At 43.8% G+C, this 20,735-nt stretch carries 11 protein-coding genes and 1 pseudogene; 5 read left to right on the top strand and 7 right to left on the bottom strand.

Translation table 11 applies throughout. The annotated features are described in order from the left end of the window. Positions 1-349: 349 nt before the first annotated feature. Positions 350-1,771, bottom strand: coding sequence for a DASH family cryptochrome (locus tag ACESM0_RS06835; RefSeq protein WP_372904935.1), 1,422 nt, complete (start codon positions 1,769-1,771; stop codon positions 350-352). 155 nt (positions 1,772-1,926) lie between these two features. Between ACESM0_RS06835 and ACESM0_RS06830 the strand changes: the two genes are divergently transcribed. The 3 genes from ACESM0_RS06830 to ACESM0_RS06820 all read left to right on the top strand — a co-directional run bounded on the left by ACESM0_RS06830 (position 1,927) and on the right by ACESM0_RS06820 (position 5,834). Next, complete coding sequence (locus ACESM0_RS06830) at positions 1,927-3,162, top strand: hypothetical protein (RefSeq protein ID WP_372904933.1); 1,236 nt, start codon at positions 1,927-1,929, stop codon at positions 3,160-3,162. 136 nt (positions 3,163-3,298) lie between these two features. Continuing rightward, complete coding sequence (locus tag ACESM0_RS06825; protein WP_372904931.1) at positions 3,299-4,921, top strand: BCCT family transporter; 1,623 nt, start codon at positions 3,299-3,301, stop codon at positions 4,919-4,921. 7 nt (positions 4,922-4,928) lie between these two features. Beyond that, positions 4,929-5,834, top strand: coding sequence for a universal stress protein (locus ACESM0_RS06820; RefSeq protein WP_372904929.1), 906 nt, complete (start codon positions 4,929-4,931; stop codon positions 5,832-5,834). Between the two features lie 87 nt (positions 5,835-5,921). Here ACESM0_RS06820 and ACESM0_RS06815 read toward each other — a convergent pair whose 3' ends face one another. Both ACESM0_RS06815 and ACESM0_RS06810 read right to left on the bottom strand, forming a co-directional pair. Beyond that, positions 5,922-7,205: a metal-dependent hydrolase family protein gene (locus ACESM0_RS06815; RefSeq protein WP_372904927.1), complete on the bottom strand. Its 1,284-nt coding sequence runs from the start codon at positions 7,203-7,205 to the stop codon at positions 5,922-5,924. Positions 7,206-7,240: 35 nt separating this feature from the next. Beyond that, positions 7,241-8,911 carry a M1 family metallopeptidase gene (locus tag ACESM0_RS06810; RefSeq protein WP_372904925.1) on the bottom strand — a complete coding sequence of 557 codons (1,671 nt, stop codon included), beginning with the start codon at positions 8,909-8,911 and terminating at the stop codon, positions 7,241-7,243. A gap of 755 nt (positions 8,912-9,666) precedes the next feature. On the opposite strand from ACESM0_RS06810, the gene hisS reads away from it, so the two are divergent. Further along, positions 9,667-10,929, top strand: coding sequence for a histidine--tRNA ligase (gene hisS, locus ACESM0_RS06805; protein WP_372904923.1), 1,263 nt, complete (start codon positions 9,667-9,669; stop codon positions 10,927-10,929). A gap of 208 nt (positions 10,930-11,137) precedes the next feature. Here the strand turns inward: hisS and ACESM0_RS06800 are convergent, their stop codons facing one another. The 4 genes from ACESM0_RS06800 to ACESM0_RS06785 form a co-directional block, all read right to left on the bottom strand. Continuing rightward, positions 11,138-12,928 (bottom strand): SulP family inorganic anion transporter, encoded by a 1,791-nt coding sequence (locus ACESM0_RS06800; protein WP_372904922.1) that lies wholly within the window; start codon positions 12,926-12,928, stop codon positions 11,138-11,140. Between the two features lie 255 nt (positions 12,929-13,183). Beyond that, positions 13,184-15,310 (bottom strand): amino acid permease, encoded by a 2,127-nt coding sequence (locus tag ACESM0_RS06795; protein ID WP_372904920.1) that lies wholly within the window; start codon positions 15,308-15,310, stop codon positions 13,184-13,186. 77 nt (positions 15,311-15,387) lie between these two features. Further along, the gene (locus tag ACESM0_RS06790) at positions 15,388-17,544 is read right to left on the bottom strand and encodes a cation:proton antiporter (protein ID WP_372904918.1); all 2,157 of its coding nucleotides are present in this window, start codon (positions 17,542-17,544) and stop codon (positions 15,388-15,390) included. 154 nt (positions 17,545-17,698) lie between these two features. Beyond that, complete coding sequence (locus tag ACESM0_RS06785; RefSeq protein ID WP_372904916.1) at positions 17,699-20,185, bottom strand: cation:proton antiporter; 2,487 nt, start codon at positions 20,183-20,185, stop codon at positions 17,699-17,701. A gap of 293 nt (positions 20,186-20,478) precedes the next feature. Here ACESM0_RS06785 and ACESM0_RS06780 point away from each other — a divergent pair. Beyond that, positions 20,479-20,735: pseudogene (locus ACESM0_RS06780) on the top strand (peptidase M28); the annotation flags it as partial.

Genomic DNA, 20,735 nt, shown 5'->3' with positions numbered 1-20,735 from the left:
CAGTAGGGGAAACGGCGGGCATATGATTTATACTTAAAACAGACCTAATTGCCGCCCGCCGTATAAGCAACATTATCGCGGCGGCGTTACTCCGAGCCCGGACAAACTACAGCGTCTGATACGCCGTCCATTGAATAACGGACTCCCTGTCGTCTCGAGTAAGAGAGCACAGCGAACGCATCGAGAGATCTCCTCATTCTAATCCCTTGCATTCCCGAAGTACCGGGTAGTGTATAGCAATACTGAATAAGAAGAGAGTGACCGAACCTTTTCTAATAAAAACAGAATTTTATTTCATTTCAATTGAAGACTCTAAATCGCTTTAATACTGAAGTTTTCAAAACTCTGCTTAATCACGCTGCCTGATCTCCTCATAGCTTGCTTCCAAGTCAATCATTGGTTTGGGATAATCTTTCCCGATTAAACACTGATTTAGCTTTTGCTGATCTTCACTCATTTCCCACGGCTCGTGGACAAATTCATCCGGCACATATTTCAATTCTGGAAGCCAGTGGCGCACATAATCACCATCGGAGTCATATTTTTGTGCCTGCCCTACAATGTTGAAATAACGGTTTCGCGGATCGTGTCCCACAGTTGAGTTATACGCCCAGTTCCCCCAGTTACTGCAAACATTATAATCAATAAGCATAGACTCAAACCATGCGGCTCCCCAGCGCCAGTCAAAGTTGAGGTTCTGTGCCAGGAAGCTGGCTACATTTTGTCTCCCGCGATTACTCATGTATCCAGTCAGTTTTAACTCTCGCATATTTGCGTCTATAAAAGGTATTCCTGTTGTGCCTTCTCTCCACTTCTCAAAAGTGTTTTGATCTGTTCGTTTATCCAGATCTTTCTCCTGTATGCCACCCAGTTTAAATATCTTAGATCCGTGCTTCCGTGCTGAGTACCTGAAATAGTCTCGCCAAATCAGCTCAAATTTCATCCAGTAGGTAGACACATTTTCATGAACTTCTTTCTCATATTTTTCAACCTGATGATGAATCGACCGGGCCGAGATAGACCCATTGGCCAGCCACGGAGAAAACTTGGATGAGAAATCTGCACCTAGCAGGCCATTACGTTTATACTTATAATTCCGAAGTTCGTCACTTTCAAAGAAATAGTGATTCAATCGTTTCCACGCCTCATCCTCACCCCCTTTAAAATTTAGAACGGCCCGGTCATCCAGATCTCTCTTCTTTAAACTAAATTCATTCAAATTCGGTAGTTTTCCGGGTTCAATGATCTCAACAAATTCTGCATTCTCAGGAATAGAAAGTGGGTCCCGAACCTCACTTTTTTTCTCTACTTTCTTTCTGAACTGCGTGAACACTCCGGGAATATTATCAAGCTGAAACGACAAATCATCCGGATGATACATTTCATGACCCCAAAATCCTTTACTACGTATTTCTACTGATTTTTGAATTTTATCCTCTACCAGCATTTCTTCTGGAGTAACTTCTTTATGATAAAAAAGCTGATCGATTCCGAGCTCATTCACTAAGCCGGGAATAATTTTTTCGGGCTTACCGAGTCTGACTAGCAAGTCCCCTCCCATCTCTCTTAATCTTTTCCGGAGCGTTTGAATAGACTCAATTAAAAACTGCGTACGATATGAACCTGTTTTCGAAAATCCATAATCCAGTTCCTTAAAGTACCTGGGGTCAAAGCAGTAAATAGCAGCTACAGGCCCTTCTTCAGCAGCTCGCACAAACGGCTCGTGATCTTCAGTTCTAAGATCGTTTCGGTACCATATGAGGGTCTTCATACATTAAATTTAAGGTTTTAAATTTGTGTAAATAACCATTGAACAATACTTTAGGTGTAGACAATTCCTAAAACTCTAAATAATTGGAATTATTCAACCTCAATTCCTTTTCTTTAGATAGCTAACTCAAGCAAATACTAACTAAATCATTAATAATGAGAGGATTACATAAACTTACTACTGCACTTTTGATAGGTGTTATTTTCACCTTATTTACCGGATTGCTTTTTATTGCAGAAGCACAATCTGACGACGAACCATCGCTACACGTGGGTGGTGCTCTTCGATACAATATGTTGCTAACCAGTTATGAAAGTGATATTGATGCTCAAAGCTCACAGTTCACTATGGATACCTGGAGAATCAACGTTCTTTACGATAACCCAGGCGGTATCGGGCTAAATTTTGAGTACAGGTTTTATCCTACGTTCGGAACGCACTTTATTAAACAGGGTTGGTTGGACTATAATTTCAACGAACAAACCCAAATGCAGCTTGGTGTAACTCAAGTGCCATTTGGTAATCTGCAATACAACTCCAATAATTGGTGGTTCAGCCTTCCGTATTACGTAGGTCTGGAGGACGACCATGATATGGGTGTAAAAATCACAAAAACGACAGATAACATGCAGTGGGATTTTGCCTATTTCTTCCAGGCCGATCCTGAAGGACCCGTTGGTGGAAGTGGAAGTTTTGGAAGCGGGGGCTCCGGACGTTACGCGTATGATGTGGTACCCGGAGGAGATGCTTCTCTTACTGAGAGAAATCAATTTAACATTCGCGGTGCCTATCAGCTGGATAATGGTGAAGTGGGTGCATCAATCCAATATGGACAACTTTACAATTCAGTTCGTGAAGAAATGGACAGCCAGTATGCATTTGCCGTTCATGCAGACTTAAACCGAGGTAACTTCAACATCAAGCCTCAATTTCTCTATTATGGCATGGATGTAGCTGATAACTCAGGAACCGATCTCAGTACGGTTTACATGGGGGCTTACGGAATTCCTTATGAGGTATCCACGGAGGCATGGATCGCAACTCTTGGACTATCTTACTCTTATGATGTAGACTGGGGACCAATCACCAATATTAACTTCTATAACGACTTCAGTTATATGAGTAATACAACAGGTGAAGGTACAACCACCAGAGCAACGGGCGATAATTTAACATTGGATGACAATTTTGAATATACCATACAAAACATCACCGGATTTCTGGTTTCAGCCGGACCCGTATTCACCTATTTCGATATAGCACAGGGAGTCAATCAACCCTGGTTAACGGATAGCTTTGGCGTAGGTGTTGGTCCTGGCCACGAAGATCTCGGACTGGGAGAATCCGAATATAATATCCGATTTAATATCAATTTCGGATTCTACTTCTAAACCACAGATTAAATCACTATCCTGATCGTGTTTAGCGGCTGATTCTTTTGAAGGTTAGATCTTATCTTCTTCAAATGCTCAAAATCTCTATTATCAGCCGCTGAACGCTTTAACCCTTAATTAAAGTGAAATACGTATGGCTTTACGTGGACAAGACGACAGACCGGAGTCTGAAAAAACCGGTATTAATCGACTTTTTGATATACATAAACCTGTATTCTGGCCTTCTGTAATATTGATTACAATACTCATTGCCGGAACTTTAATAGCAGGTGAGGCGGCCGAAGAAACTTTCAGCTCCATTCAATCAGGAGTAACGGAATGGGCAAGCTGGCTGTTTGTTGCAGCCGTAAATATCTTTATAGGCTTTGCGCTCTATTTTGCATTCAGCAAATATGGAAGTATTCGTTTAGGCGGAGAAGATGCCGAACCCGATTTTAGCACGATGGCATGGTTTGCCATGTTATTTAGTGCCGGAATGGGAATCGGACTTATGTTCTTTGCCGTAGCCGAACCGATGTGGCACCTTCTCTATCCGCCACACGCCGAAACCGGTACTATTGCAGCAACACGCGACGCTATGGGTGTTACTTTCCTGCATTGGGGGCTTCACGCATGGGCTGTTTACGCTATTGTAGCTTTGGCACTCGCCTTTTTTGCTTTCAACAGGAAACTGCCTCTCTCTTTTCGATCGGTTTTTTATCCACTTTTGGGTGACCGTATTAACGGGTGGATGGGCGATGTAATTGATGTCCTGGCAGTCCTGGCAACACTTTTTGGCTTAGCCACCTCTTTAGGTCTCGGAGCTTCACAAGCCGGTGCCGGTATTGAATATGTATTTGGACTTGAGAATACAACCATGCTTCAAGTCATCATCATTGTCGGTGTAACAGCAATTGCTACAATTTCTGTTGTGCTCGGTATTGACAAGGGTGTTAAGGTTTTGAGTGAGTTCAATATTCGTATTGCGGCTCTCTTTCTACTGTTTATCCTTGTTGTTGGTCCGACATTTTTTATACTCAGCTCCTTTATTCAAAACATCGGGCACTATGCACAAAACTTCCCATCGTTTGCATTCTGGACTCAGTCATACGAAGAAGGTTCATTTATGTCTACCTGGACCGTTTTTTATTGGGCCTGGTGGATTTCCTGGTCACCCTATGTAGGGATGTTTATTGCCCGAATTTCCAGGGGAAGAACCGTAAAACAGTTCGTACTAGGTGTACTTATCGTACCGACTCTCATTACATTTTTATGGATGAGTGGTTTTGGCGGAAGTGCAATTTTTCTGGAAACAAACGGAATTGCTGAAATTGCCTCAGCTGTTGAGGCGGATCAAACAACGTCTCTATTTATTTTGCTTGATCAGTTCCCGTGGGCAACAATTACATCATTCCTGGCAATTATCCTGGTATTGAGTTTCTTCGTTACTTCCTCTGACTCAGGTTCTCTGGTGATAGATGGACTGACAAGCGGCGGTAAACTGGATGCTCCTGTGGGCCAGCGAATTTTCTGGGCTTCCACTGAGGGACTTGTTGCAGCTGTACTGTTGGTTGGTGGCGGACTTACCGCACTCCAGGCCGGTGCCATAAGTACGGGGCTTCCATTTGTGATCGTTCTGCTTGTGATGTGCTACAGTTTACAACAAGGACTGCAACAAGAGCATGAGGATCTCCTGCGCAAAGACCGCGATAAAGAGCGGAAATCCTACAGAGACCTTGTAACGAATGCTATTCAAAAACAAAGAAAATCGAAGTGAGGATATTATGATTAATTCAAAACATTGGCTGGCATGTCTCGATCTATCCAATATGGACGAAGTTTTGATCGGGTACACGGCATTTTTAACATCTGTAGTAAAACCTAAAACCATTACCTTTTTTCACACGGTAGAATCCGGGCCTACTGCACTTGAAATTGTGGAGCAATTTCCGGAAATAGAAACCGAAGAGGAATTTCTAGACCTAATTAGGAATGAACTCCAGGAGAAAGTTAGCGGACATTTTGATGATGATTCTATTGAAGTTAGGATTGTCATTAAACAGGGCAAGCCTACAGATCAGATTATTGAAATAACCGACTCTTTGGAGCCAGACCTCATGCTGATGGGTAAAAAGATAGGATACACCGGAGAAGGCATCATACCAAAACGAATTCTGAAGTATGTTTCCTCATCCGTTCTTTTTGTACCGGAAAACAGCCGATACAATCTGGAAAAAATTCTTACCCCAGTCGACTTCTCGGCTGAATCTGCTAAATCAGTTCAAACTGCAAAAAATCTTGTAAATGGCGAAAATGTGACAGCACAGCACATCTACAGGTACAGGGCTCAATTTTTTCCATACGCTCTTTCCGATGACGAAAAAAGAGAGATGGATCGAAAGATTGAGAAAAAAATGCAGAAGTTTAAAAATGAACACGGTATTTCAGATGATGTCAAATTTGTACTTACGCTACACAAAAAGGGTAAGATTGCAGATGAAGTTTACAATCAGGTTGTGAGTGATCAGATTGATCTCATCATTGTATCTTTAAAGTCCAAAACAATGAACAGTCTTGTCAGTCACGACTTTACAGATAAGATTGTTGATTACGCTTTCGGTGTGCCCTTGCTGGTTCAAAAGAACAAGGAGAAACATCGTAAATTTCTAAAATCACTCTTTGGTGATTGAGATTAACATACTTTCTAAAAAACAAAAGCCCGGTTTATCGCCGGGCTTTTTCTATTTCAAAAGGTTTTTTTATGTGAAAAATTAGATCTACTCATTTTTATAGATCACCCCCTCTTTCATCACAAACCGAACATTTTCCAGGGTTGAAATATTACTCAATGGATTCCCTTCCACCGCAATAAGGTCAGCCATTTTCCCGGCTTCCACTCTCCCTATTTGATCTTCCAGACCTAAAACAACAGACGCAGTTTGGGTTGCACTTAACAGTGCCTCTGCTTCTGGCATGCCGGCTTCAACCATATATCCAAACTCTTTGGCATTATCACCGTGATAGAAGACACCCGCATCTGTGCCAAATGCAATTCTAACACCAAATTTGTACGCCTCACCAAACGTGTTTTGAATAAGCGGACCGATCTCACGGGCTTTTGGAACAACCAATGGTGGGTAATACCCTTCTTCTTCCGCCATTTCAGCTACAAATTTGCCTGCCGTAATGGTAGGCACATAATAGGTGCCATTATCTACCATTGCCTGCATCACCTCTTCATCCATATAGGTGCCATGTTCAACAGTGTGCACTCCGGCTTTAACAGCTCGAAGCATTCCCTCTTTTCCATGGGCATGTGCCGCAACATGCATCTCATAATCACTGGCTGTTTTTATAATGGCTTCCAGTTCATCATCCATAAACTGTGGATTCTGCCCCGATTTCGCTACACTCAACACACCGCCGGTAGCAGTTATCTTGATGTGATCTACACCCAACTTGTAGTTCTGACGAACCGCTTCTCGTGCTTCAGAAACTCCGTTTACCACACCAGATTCAGGCCCGGGATTCCCCATCAGTTCCCGCTTAAAACTATTGGTTGGATCGGCGTGCCCACCGGTTGTAGCAAGCGACTTGCCAACACTAATCACCCTGGGGCCATCCACATATCCTGCCGCAATAGCATCTCGAAGTGAGGTGTTTACACCAGAGCCGCCAAGGTCACGAACCGTTGTAAATCCGGCCATCAAGGTTCGCTTTGCGTAAACCGACGACTCAAACGCGACATCCTCGGGGTTCTTTGTGAACCGATCCAGATAACGGTCAGGCCCGGTCTCATTTTCCAGATGAACATGGAGATCAATCAACCCGGGCAATACGGTTTTATCGCTCAGGTCAATCAGCATGCTCTCCGAATCGGGTTGTAAAAACCCATCCTGAACGTCTACAATAGAACCTCCGTCCACAATAATTGTAACATTTGAGCGAAGCTCTTCACCCGTTCCGTCAAATAGTGCTCCGGCATGGATGTACGTTTGCTGAGCTTGTAAAGCTGTTGCAAGTCCTGTAATCAGCATCAATAAAATCAGATGTATTCTCATGGTTTTTTGATTTGAGTTTTTGGTATCCTTTTTATTTAAAGTTCTTTCAGTATCCAGTGGTTTGGGTCAACCTCAAGATTCGCGCTTTCTGGTATCTCAAATGAGATCCGGTTATTTTCAGGTAACATAGTTGTCAACTCATTATTTATTCGAACCTCTACAGGCATCGGGAAATTCATATCACCGGCTACATCCCACTCCATCACTACCTGGTGGCCGGCTCGTGTTGTATTTAGTGCCGGCAGTTCAGCTTGACGCAAATATATTTCAAATAGCCAGTCCAGTTCCATTCCGCTGATATTCTCCGCAAGATGAAGAAGGTCATCCGTTGTTGCGTAGCGTACCTGATCACCGGTTGTAACACTTTCCATCTCTTCTGTTGGGTAGGCAAATCGTCTTAAAATCTGAAAAAAATCATCATCACCCACAACATAACGCAGTGTGTGCATAAACCATGCTCCTTTATAATAGACATCCCCACCACGCTGCCCTTCTCTAATATCCTGCGACGTCATCGACTCTCTTGGGGCAACGGCTCTTTCGGATGAAATTCGTGTTCTAAGAAAGTCCATCATCTTCCTGTAAGACTCCTCTCCATTCAGGTGCTCAGCATAGAGTGGCTGCATGTAGGTACCGATTCCCTCGTGTATCCAGAAATCGCGCCAGTCCCAAACCGATACCAGATTTCCCCACCACTCGTGAGCAAGCTCGTGTTGATGCAGGTCGTCAAATCCGGCATTTTGTCCGAACAAATTGTCATTTTCAAAATTTGCTCCGTAGGCTATAATTGTATGGTGCTCCATTCCCAGATACGGTGCATGGGCTACTCCATATTTATCAGCCCTGAACGGATACGGTCCTGCTATATCTTCCAAAAACCGAATCTGTTCTGCAAACTGAGGGAAGAGTTCCTCTCCCTGTTCTCTAAACTCAGGCAAGATCCAGAAAGTGATTTCCAATTCGTCACCTGCCGCGCTTGTGTACGGTTCACTGATCGTTTCGTACGGAGCGGCATTCACCGTCACATTGTAATTGTTAATAGGATTTGAGACAAACCATTGAGAAGTTTTCCATCCATCTCCATGGTCTGTAACACCCCGGTTCCGGCCGTTTGATGCAACCACCAGATTTTCAGGCATCGTAAAGTTAATAGCAACGGAGTCGGCTTTGTCCGTCGGGTGATCTTTATTCGGCCACCAGGTCCACGCTCCAATCGATTGAACCGCAACACCAACCCAAGGCTCGTCTGACGGAGTTCGATCCCATACCATTCCACCATCCCAGGGCGGATTCTCTCCTACAAGAGGTGTGCCAGAATACTCAACTTCGAGCGATGTACTATGACCAGGCTGAAGAGTTTCCGGAAAATAGATGTTGAACGTCTTGGAGTTTTCAAATCTCTCTATCTGTACAGACCGTTCACTTTCATCCCCAATCCAATTTACTGCCTCAATATCCAGACGCGGATCCAAATCAAGAGCCACAACATTCGTTGGATGAACCACATCAAAATGAATTCCAACGCTGCCTGATACTGTACTATCTGCAGGATCCAGTTTCAGATTCAGATCATAAAAGCTGACGTCGTAGGATGATTTATCCGGCGGCAATTCTCCACCTGATTCATAAACCAACTGCCGGTTTTGAGCAAAACCATTTAAAAAGATGAAAGAAAAAAACAGAGTTAGAGTTATTGTTCTGAGCATAATATTACCTTTGACTTATCTTGTCTGTCAAAATAGAAAATTTCAGCTTACTCGCTATAATAGATCTCAATCAATTTTATTGGTTTTAAAAATGCGATGGTTCAGAAAAGGAGGCTCCGGTGGAGCCTGTGATTGAGGAGGGACATTTTATTGTTTCTTCAGTGTTCTTCCATTTTGGCTATGACATGCATTCTAAAATTCAATCCTCCTCTCAACCTCTTTTTAATTTCTGTGCCGGTAAAATTGTTTTGACATATAATCATATAACTTCAAACAATTCCGTAGGAATAACCTGTTTATAGTTAGATGATCACATTTATAATTTCCGCTCCGTAGGTGCGTCCTATTCAAGATTTAGATACAACGGATATTGAATTTTTAACAATAGGCCCCGATGGGGCCTGTGGTTGGGCTAGGTCAGGTTTTATATAATGAGGGAACTCCTACGGAGTTGGTTCTATGCATCAACCCGTCCATCAAGAAATTCTACAAACATCATGACTTCTGCTTATTTGGTGAAAAATATTGTTAATGATAAATCAATTCACTTCTTATTCTCGCAGAATTGCGCAGAAAAAATATTCGCTGATTCTCGCAGAAAATCTGCGTAATTCAGCGATACTCCGCGAGATACCATAGCCAATCCTGGATTTTAATTATCTTCCTCAAACTTCACTCAGGAATCTTACTATCTTTGCCAAATCAACCTTATCTTTGTGCTGAAATAATACAAACTCTGTAAACGCGACTGAAGAATGGCGCAACCGAAATACACTACACACCTGGGAATGGTGGATATCCTTCCCGATGAGATTCGAAAATGGCAATATCTTGAAAACCTAATCCGGGAGGAAGCAGAAAAATTCAACCTGGAAGAAATTCGAACTCCCATCATGGAACAGACCGAACTGATTGTTCGCGGCTTGGGACAGCTTACCGATATCGTATCTAAAGAGATATTCTCTTTCAGCCGGGGTGAAGATAATTATGTTTTGCGTCCTGAGCTTACAGCGCCGGTGGTTCGATCCTACGTGGAAAACCATCTCGATCAGCGTGGCGGTTCACAAAAACTTTTCTATATCGGTCCAATGTTTCGTGCCGAGCGTCCGCAAAAAGGACGACAGCGTCAGTTTCACCAGTTTGGTGTAGAAGTAATTGGCAGTGACGATCCGGTTGCAGATGTGGAGGTGATCGCTTTTATGATCCACATCTACAACAAAGTGGGGATTACCAATACATCGCTGAAGCTAAACTCTATCGGAGATCCGGAAAGCCGGGAAAAATACAAGGAGGCTTTGAAAGCTCATCTGAAGCCCAATTTTGATAAGCTGAGTGAGGTTTCCCAAAAAAGATTTGAAAAAAATCCGCTTCGTATTCTGGATTCCAAAGAGGAGGAGGATCAGCCTTTTATTGAATCCGTTCCCGTCATTACAGATTATCTGAGTGAGGAATCTCTGGCCCATTACAATAAGGTAAAAGAGTATCTGCAGGATCTGGAGATTGAGTTTGTGGAAGACCCTTACCTGGTTCGTGGAATGGACTACTACACTCAAACGGCATTTGAACTGATCAGTCCGGACCTGGGTGCTCAGGACGCACTTGCAGGCGGCGGCCGTTATGACCTGCTTGTGGAAGAAATTGGCGGCCAACCCACACCTGCCGTAGGTTTTGCTGCCGGAATGGAGCGCCTCATGATCGCATGTGAAGAGCTGGGTATTCAGCTCGGCACTGAAAAAGAGGTGGATGTTTATGTGGTTACCCTGGGTGATGAAGCCCGAAAATGGGGATTGAAACAGCTCTCGTTACTGAGGGGCAATAACCTTTCAGCTACTATGGATTACATGGGCCGATCCATGAAAGCACAAATGAAAGACGCCAACCGCGAAAATGCCCGTTATACATTGATTGTAGGCGGTAATGAACTGGCAGAAGGAAAATTTACGTTACGAAACATGAAAGAAAGTGAAGAGCAATCACTTTCTCTGGAAGAGATTATCCAAAAGCTTAAGAAGGACTAAAGCTTCTGTTGCAAGTCCACTCAGTATCAGTCTTTCTGACTCACCCCCATCCCCTCCCTTTCTTGCCCTAATGGGACTTGACATGGAGGGGAGCTTCAAAACAAGTTTTTATTATTAAAAACCTGAGTTCGATTATTGGAAAAGTCTCCCCTAACAAGGGGGACTTTTACATTCAACATTCAACAATCGAACTCAGGGTGAAAGAAAATCAGTCTGTATCACTGAGATAATCTTTCAGGCGATGTGCCCGCTCAGTATCATCCCCGTTCTCTTCCTTTTCTGATTTTTCATCATCCTCACGATCCCACTTCTCAAGCAGGTATGTGATGGCATCGTGGGTGCTTTCATGGAAGTGAGTGCCTCCCAATTTTCTGGCCAAGCCTGATCTGGTGAGCAGATTTTGAACCGGTGATTTCAGTCCTGCAAAGTGGAGTTCAATATCCCAGTCCTCCAACGTCTCTCTAACGGATTTCAGAATCTCAATTGCCGTAGTATCGATATCATTGATGCTCTTGGCATCAATGATTACTGCCCGAATCTGTTTATTCTGTTCACTGCTGCGATCAATAATAAAATCCTTTATATAATCGGCATTACTAAACTCAAGGGAAGAATCGAACCGGAGAATCAAAAGCTCATCAATTGGATTTGCTTTTTTGTTCCGATCAACATCGCGGAACGAGCGTGATCCTTTCATATGCCCAAGAACCGCAACATTCGGTCGGCTGGTTCTATAGAGAACTGAAAAGAGTGACGCCCCTATACCAAGCAGGATCCCTTCCTGAATGCCTATTAACAGGGTGCATAAAAAGGTGAATATTGCAATGTAAGCTTCTGAACGCTTGGTTTTAAACAGATAACGCAACTCACTTAAATCCAGCAATGAGATGGTTGCCGCAATTATTACTGCAGCCAACGCAGGCATAGGCACAAAATAGAAGAGCGGCGTTAAAAAGAGGAGTGTCAACCCAATAATAACTGCCGTTACTACATTAGACATCGGTGTTCGGGTTCCGGCCTGATCGCTCACCGCTGTTCTCGAAAAACTACCCGACATTGGCGGACTCTGAAAAAAGCTCCCTACAAAATTGGCCATCCCAAGTGCGAAAAACTCTTTGTTGGGATCGATTGGATACTTGTACTTATTCCCAAATGTTTTACCAAGAGACATGATTGCCATCAACTGAATGAGTACCAGCGTGGTAACTGTGGGCAGCAACAGTCTTACGTCCTCTCTCGTGAATTCGTGCAGCTCGAAAGACGGCAGACCGGCAGGAACTACACCGATCACATCAACATTATAGCGCTCCAAATTAAAAAACCAGACTGCAACTCCACAGCCTGCAATCAGCAAAAGAGCGCGCGGAAATAAAGGGTTAATCTTTTGAAGAACGAAAAGCAAAATCAAACCGGCTCCCCCGATAGACAGTGCTACCGGGTTAATCATCTCAATCTGATCGATTATTTGTAGGGCGAGCACTCCCACATACTGCGTGCGCTCAAGTTCAATCCCCATTAGATTTCCCATCTGACTAAATCCAATAATAATCGGAGCCGCAACCATAAAACCGTAAATAACAGGTTTGGATAGGAAATTCACCAGAAACCCCATTCTAAAGAGCGACATTGCGATATGGACCAGACCAACCAGCATTGTGAGAAGTAAGACTGCTGTAACATATTTATCTGTCCCCGGCTCAGCAACCATCGATGCACCCGAAGCGATAATAATCATGTCGGTTGCTACAATTCCAAGTGCCAGATGACGGGAGGTTCCAAATAGCGGATAGATCAGGAGAGGTATCAAAGAGCCATAAAGCCCGTAAATAGGGGAAAGCCCGGCAATAACAGCATATGCCATTGCCTGTGGTATTTCAATAACACCAACCGTTGCCCCGGATTTTAAATCTCCCGCAAGATCTTTTTTGGTGTAATTCGGCAGCCAATCGAGGATGCTCAACTGGTTTTTGATCCAGGTCAGAATTGCCTTCGGTTTCATTGAGTCTTCTGCCTTATCAGATGATCAATTTTTTGTTTACAGAGAAAGTTAACTCAACGAGCCCCAAGAGTCCAACATTTAATCTTTTTAACACAGCCCTCGGTTTTCGTGAGAACGAATTAAAATGAAAGATACTGGATTTTATGTGGCGTGCGGAGTGCCTTCATTCAGGCCTTCATCCTTTTTTACCCGTAAGTTATAAGATAATTGAAAGTATTGGCCCCTCACACCTGTCTGGTTTTACTAACTTGAATTTCAGAGATTCAGCATATTTTTCATCTCTTTAATATCATTTTTATCTCCAATAATGGAGAGTTCATCGTTCTCTTTCAGAACTGATTTCCCGTGAGGAAATATAATGTTGCCATTTCGTTTGATGAGCGTAATCAGGCTTTCGCCCGGGAGTTCAAGATCCTTCACCTCTTTATCGATCATCGATGCGGTGATGTCATTTTTCCTGAGGGTAATATTTATAAACCGTTCATCCCGCAGTAATATTTCACGAATTTGCCCTTCATCTTCTGCGGACATCCAGCGTTCGTAAAAGTCGATGCTGTCGATCATTTCAGCCAAGTGAGCGATAATTCTCAGATGCTGACCCGACTTCTTCTTCGAGCTAATCAGGTAGATAATACTGTGAATTTTACCGTCTTTCTTCTCTTCATCACTAACATTCTCAAACTCTTCACGATCCATTTCAATACCCTCTTGCAGACGTACAAGGGCTACTTCTGTATCAATATCGTCATCTACACGAATATGCTGCAGTGCACTGGAATTTCCCACCGGAATAATCCCATCTTTATAATCATTTTCAAACAGATCAACTAGTTCACTCTTGGTATAACTGACCCTCTTTGAGAGCTCGCTGCACACTTTTTCAATTATTTCCTCAATGGGCGGGCTCTCTTTAAAGTCAAATACAGCCGAGCGGCCAATTGCTTTCTCATATGGGTCGTCTTTCCGGAGACCTTTTTCACGCATAATACCTCTCATCTCCCGCTCAAGGCCCTCATGCTGGTACTTCCCAAGTCGGGCGTGTACATGGTAAATGGCTCCCTCTCGCTCAACATTTCCTTTGGAGTAGCTAAAATACCATGCAACGCTAACTGCAGCAATGGCAAATGTAAAAATCACAGAGAGCAGCCCCATTTCAGCAATGAGAAACAGGCAGATGAAAAAGCCGGCAATTTGCATCCATGGATACCAAGGAGATTTGAAACCGGGGTCGTACGCCTCAATTTTACTTTCTCTCATCACGATCACAGAGATATTTAAAATTCCGAACAGCAACAGCTGAAATGCACTGGCGAGCTTTGCCACAGACTCAACATTAAATACAACCAGCAGGAAGATCATCAGAATTGTAGTGGCAACCGTGGCGATTGTTGGTGTTCCAAATCGGCCAAGTTTTGAAAAGTAGGTTGGAATTAAATCATCGCGTGCCATTGCCAGTGGATAACGGGCAGCCGACATAATCCCGGCATTCGCAGTGGAAGCAAAAGCAGCAATAGCGGCAATTACGACCAGAATAAGCCCCGTTTGTCCGGGAAGCCAGGTCAGGAATACTTCACCGGCTGTGGCAACCGGCGTTAAATCTTCTTGCAGTGCGGAAGGCTCGAGCACCATCACCATAATAAAAACACCCACAACATAGATAAACGTAGCCGTACCCAGCGAAAGCATCATTCCCAAAGGAATATTTCGATCCGGATTTTGAACCTCTTCCGATACGCTTGCAACTTTCGTTAAGCCCGCATACGATACGAAAACAAATCCGATGGTAGCAAAGAATCCCTGCGGACCAAACTCAAAAAATGGGGTAAACTCAGAGCGAAGAACATCAAAAAAGTCAACATCAATGACCGCAAAAGCGCCCTGAAAAACGTAGAAAAAGAGAATACTGACAAGGGTGGCCACCATTACATTTTGAAGCCAGCTGCTCTCTTTTGCCCCTACAATATTGGTAATACCAAAAGCAATGGTCAGCGCAACCGCTACCGGAGTGATAGGCACCTCAATGAAAATAGAGATATAAGCCCCCATCCCAATCAAAGCAAATGCACTTTTAAAAATGAGTGCTAACCACGACCCGATCCCACCAACCGTACCGAAAAGCGGCCCCAGGCTGCGATCAATAAAATAGTATGCTCCGCCGGCACGGGGCATTGCTGTAGAAAGCTCTGCAACGCTGAACATGGCCGGTAAAATAAGGATACCCGCCACAAAATAGGCAAGAACTACTGAAGGACCTGTCTGTGCAGCGGCAAGCCCGGGCAGCAAAAAGAAGCCCGAACTAAACATTGCGCCCGTACTGATTGCATAGACATCGAAGAGTTTCAACTCCTTCTTAAGGCGTTTACTCTTATTTAATATGGACATAAATAATTTTTACTGCTGATTCAACTTCTGTAATTGCAGCTTTTAACTTACAACGATTCTTTAAATAATATTTAACCTTATGTGTTAAAAACAATTACCGGACAAGGGGCCATCTGAATGATATTCTCCACTCTTGGCCCAAGATATAGCCGATTTGTTCCCGGTCTGATATTCGTGCCTACAACAATAAGGTCAATCATATTTTCTTTTGTAATCTCAGTAATTTTCTCTTCGATATTTTTACCTTTTTGCACCATCGCCTCTGTTTTCACATCAAAAGCTTCCCCAAGTTTTTTCAGTTCATTGACGGCTTCATTTGCGAAGAGATTTCTGTTTTGAACATAATTTTCTTTCGTGTTGTAAACAGGACGTAATTCGTCAATGATAACATTCAGCGCTAGAACTTCTTTATTCTTATCAGACTTGGCAATGAAGAAAGCCAGTTCCGCCGCATTTCTCGCAGCTGTGCTTCCGTTTGTTGGAACCATAATACGATTTGGAGACCAATTAGAATCTATTGAACCCGCTTTAACAATCAATGTAGGACACGGAGCAAGCCGTGTAATGAAGTCAACAATTGGACTGAACAGATGATTTTTATCTTCAAAATCTTCCGTAGCCCCCATTACAATCAGATCATAATCCTTCTTTGCTTCCTCAATAATCGTATCGCCCGGCTTCTCTCCAATCACAACTTTCGTTACAACTTCATGTAGATTAAAGTACCCAGCCATTTCTGATAGATAAGATTCACATGAAGCTTTATTTCCCTCTGTAACCGTTATAAGAGTGAGAGAGATTTGGGTATCCTGCCCAATCAAATCCAAAATCTGTGCCTCGGTCGATTGGATATTCTGCTGCGTAGCTCCGGAAGATTCCCTGGTTCGAACCGGCAGCAGAACTCTGTGAATATCTGCAACCAGGCTTTCCGCTTCAAGTTCTTCCTTTTTCAAACGCTTCTCCTCCTCTTCCCCGATAGTTACCCTTTTCAATACTGCTCGCAACGCAAACGGAGCCATTAGCGATGTAGCAATTGCCATCACAACAATAATGGAAAACATATCCTGAGAGAGAATTCCCAGTCGAAGGCCGATTGTTGCTATAATAATTTCCATAGCACCGCGGGCATTTAAACCGGCTCCAAAACTAAGTGCAGTCCAGTGATCTTTTTTACCAACCACCCGAGCTCCCGTGTATGTACCGATTACTTTTCCAAGAGTGGCAATTGCGATTACGATTAGAGTGATAACAATCAGTGTGGGATCGAAAAGGTTCAGAATATTCACTTTCAATCCGGCAACGGCAAAGAAAATTGGAGCAAAAATTCCTAGAGCGATACTTTCCAGCTTGTTCACAACATCTTCGGGCAAACGAGGCATCATACCAAAAAGAATACCCATCACAAATGCACCCAAAATGGCCTCAAGATTCAAAAGTTGAGTTATGGCTCCCCAGAAAAATGCGAGTATTATAACCAGTGACAGCAGCCGGTCTGAACTGATCACTTCATCTTGGACAAAAGTGAGCAGTTTTCGAACCATCCAGCGTCCCAGTGTAAAACTAATAATAAGAAATGCCAGAACACTGCCCACTGTGGTCAAAACTGTTCCGGTTGTTACAGCATCTCCGGCAGCAATACCTGCAACAATTGAGAGTAAAATCCAGCCGATCGTATCGTCACTCATTCCCGCTGCGAGGATCGTTTGACCGATATCTCTTCGCATGAGATTCATATCCATCAACACTTTGGCAATAACCGGTATTGCAGAGATCGCCATTGCGGTAGCGACAAAAAGTGAGAAAACGAGCCGCTCGTCTGAGTCTGCCAGTAGAAAATCAGGCAGATACTGCCCCAGGAAAAAACCAGTAATAAACGTGATTGAGATTCCGCCAAATGAGACGCTGATAGCCGTCTTAGCATGTCGCTTAATTAGCTGAATATCGGTTTCAAGACCGGTAATCAGCAGCAAAAACATAGCCCCGAGCAGAGATATCACTTCCAGCAAATAGCCGCTTACTTCCGTTTGTGGTATAATAAGTTCACCAAAAGCAGGAAACACACCGGCTAAAAGTGAGGGGCCTAAAATAATTCCGGCCAGGATTTCACCGATTACGGATGGCTGACCAAGCCTTGTAGATACTTCACCCAAAGCCCTTGCTGCCAGCAAAAGAACACCGACCTGAAAGACCAATAAAAATATATCATGATGTGGTGCAGCAGAAAATACGTCCATATATCAAATCGGTTGCAATTAAAAAAGTTTAGAAGTGTGACGACAAAAATAGTTATTGTTTAGGTGAAACTAAAAATTATCAGATTTATCTGCCGGCACATCGATTTTGATTAATTGAATCAGTTTATTATGAATACTTAATAAGCAGAAATTTCTACACTTCCGTTTCCATCACTGCACGGTAAACTTTTTCGGCTGATTCCGCCTCCTTTACTTTCAAGAGATTCTTCCCCGGTTTAATAAGCTGAGCCACTTCGTTCACTCCTTCCAGATGCTGATCCACTGAGTACGTCTTTGGGCTGAGCAAAATCAGGATAACATGTGCTGGATGTGCTACCTGCTTCAGATTCAGTTCATCCCGGCTGACACCGACAAAAAGAAGCTGCTCTTCCACTTTAGACGTGTGAGCTTCATAAAGCAGTACTCCGGGCATGACCTCCGGCGTATAATCGGCAGAGTTTTTAAGCAACCGTTTAGTGATTCGGCTCAGGTTGATATCATCAAATGCCGGATCTTTATGGATGATCTGTTCCAGTATCTCTTCGGATTCCCCCTTATCCAATCCTACTTTTATCCGTTTTTTTTGCAGTAACTGCAGTTTTTCGGGCTGAGAGGTATCCCCGTTCAATCGAGGTTGTATCTGAGCAGGATAGACCGTAATAAAACTTAACCCGGGGTAGCGCTGTGCAATCACTCTGGGCAGGCGGTCTAGTCCCGGCCTCCAGGATATTGCACCGTCTCGGGCACTCAGAAGTACAAACAGATCTCCTTCCTCCTTAAAGCCATCGTACCAGGCCGGCAGGTCAACCCATTTTTCAATCGCCTCAAAAGTAACCTCCGGCTCGGGTTGAATGTCGTTCACTCTAGGTTTCACAAAACTTTGACGTGCCTTGGTTGTCATAATTACCAGCTCATCCCCAATCTGATCCGCCATCAGTTTTAGTGACCGTACAGCTTCGGTAAAACCGGGCTCGAACTCTGCAAACGGCGGGACCGCCACCACAATCCGTTTTGATGTATTGACCGGTTGTTCAATTTTGCTCACCATAATCATGGTCTGAACCTCTTCCAGAAGCTGATCCAGAATACTCCCAAATATTTTCTGCTTTGCAGAAATCTGGCCGTTCCAGCCAATAATGATGTTAGAAATTCGCATTTCACTCACTGCCCTTGCAATTCCCTTTGCAATGTTGAGGTCCAAGCGAGTTACAGGATTGACGGGCACATCGGCCGCCGCTGCATGAATGACGGCATGACTCAGCATCTTCTCGCCTCGGGCAACCTGTGCTTCGGCATCTCTTCCCTCGCGCGCAACAGTTAGCGGATAGAGTGGCTGATCCATTTTCTGATTGCGAACCATAAATGCAATATCCAACAGAGCATCGGAAGTCTCTGGGTTAGCCAGCGGCACCAAAATCCGCTGGGGAGCTTCGGACGATTTATACGGTTTTTTATCTTCCTGAATGGCAACTTCTCGTCCATACTTTTCCACCAGCCACGGCCCGACCAAACATGTGAGCAAAATCATTATCACAACGGCATTCACGGCAGTGGAGTCAAAAAATCCAAGGTCATAGCCAATCAATGTTACGGCAAGCGTAGCTGCAGACTGCGGTGTGGTAAGGCCGTAAATAACATATCCCTCCTCCTTTGAAAACTTATACAGCTTTGTAATTCCAAACGAAGCAAGCCCCTTTCCTGCAAATACAAGCACACTGAATACAATCGCTTTAAGCCAAACGTCCAGACTTCCAAGAACCGACACATCCACCAGCATCCCCACGCTGATCAGGAAAAAAGGAATGAATAGGGCATTTCCCACAAACTGTACGCGGCTCATAAGTGTGCCACTGGCGGGCACCAGCCTGTTTAGTAACAAACCCGCCAAAAACGCTCCGATAATCGGGGCCAGGCCTGCAAGTTCAGCAAAAAATGCTGTTGTAAAGAGAATAGCCACAAGAAAAATATAGTCCATATTCTCCTGTGATTTCACATTCCTAAAAAACCAGCGGCCCAAACGCGGTAAAAGAAGCACGGAAATAGCAACAAAAGCAATGACGGATGCTGCAAATCCTGTCCAATATCCGGGACCGCTGCTATCTCCCACCGAACCTGCCACAACAGCCAACACTCCGAGCGAAAGCGTATCGGTAACCAAGGTTCCGCCCATCGACATGGTTACGCCCATATTTTTAGTGATGCCAAGCCGTTCGGCAATAGGATAGGCAAGCAGTGTGTGTGACCCTACAATAGACCCGAGTAGCAATGACGTTGCGATTGAGTAGTCGAGAAGATAAACTCCTGCAGCCAGCGCCGCCAATTGGGGCAGCAGAAAAGAGCCCAGGCCAAAACCAATGCTCTTGTTTCTGAGTTTCTCGAACTGAATCAAATCGAGTGAAAGGCCAGCCATAAACATCAGGTAGAGCAAACCGACTGTACCGAGCAGTTCGATGGTGAAGTCCCGCTCAATCAGCCCAAGAAGACCCGGGCCTACGATTGTTCCTGCCAGAATTAATCCAACAATTGCCGGCAGCTTCAGCCGCTTAGCCGCAATGGGTGCTAACAGAATGATCAGCATCACCAAGGCAAAGATGATCACAGGATCTTCGAAAGGAAGCGGATATGAAAAAATTTCTTCCATTAAAAAACAGTTATTTACAATCTCAATTTAGATGGAGCAGGATACCGCTTTGATATGAAAAAAACATTAAAACGATTGTCAAAACTTTGAAACCGCATTTGTTTGTAGCTTCTATTTTGTTATTCTCTGCTCGGTTTGTTAGGTCTGAGTTCTATTTTAACTGTAAATATGAACTTTCTGCTCGGTCATAGAGTGAGTATTTAGAGAACATTTATTTGCCGAACTTAGATTTAAAACTTTTTCCCGGTTATATCGTATTGGAAGTCCACACCGTTTTTAAGTAATCAACAGAAATGAAATCTACCATTATGAAACGCATACTACTCGGAGTCATCATTGCCATATCATGTACAACCGTAAACGTTACGGCTCAGGAGATATCCCCTGACCACATCAAACAGGTTATCCAAAAAAACGATGTGGAGTTCGATATCTATTTTTTGGCATCCGACGAATTTATGGGACGCGATACCGGCACGCAGGAGCTTAAAATTGCATCTCGATACATCGCCACCCGTTTTCAACAGTATGGAATGCAGCAAGCTCCCGG

Origin of the sequence: Rhodohalobacter sp., from assembly GCF_041686455.1 — a bacterium.
Classification (GTDB): domain Bacteria; phylum Bacteroidota; class Rhodothermia; order Balneolales; family Balneolaceae; genus Rhodohalobacter.
Note: the sequence above shows the minus strand (reverse complement) of the source record. Positions and strands in the feature narration are given on the sequence as shown.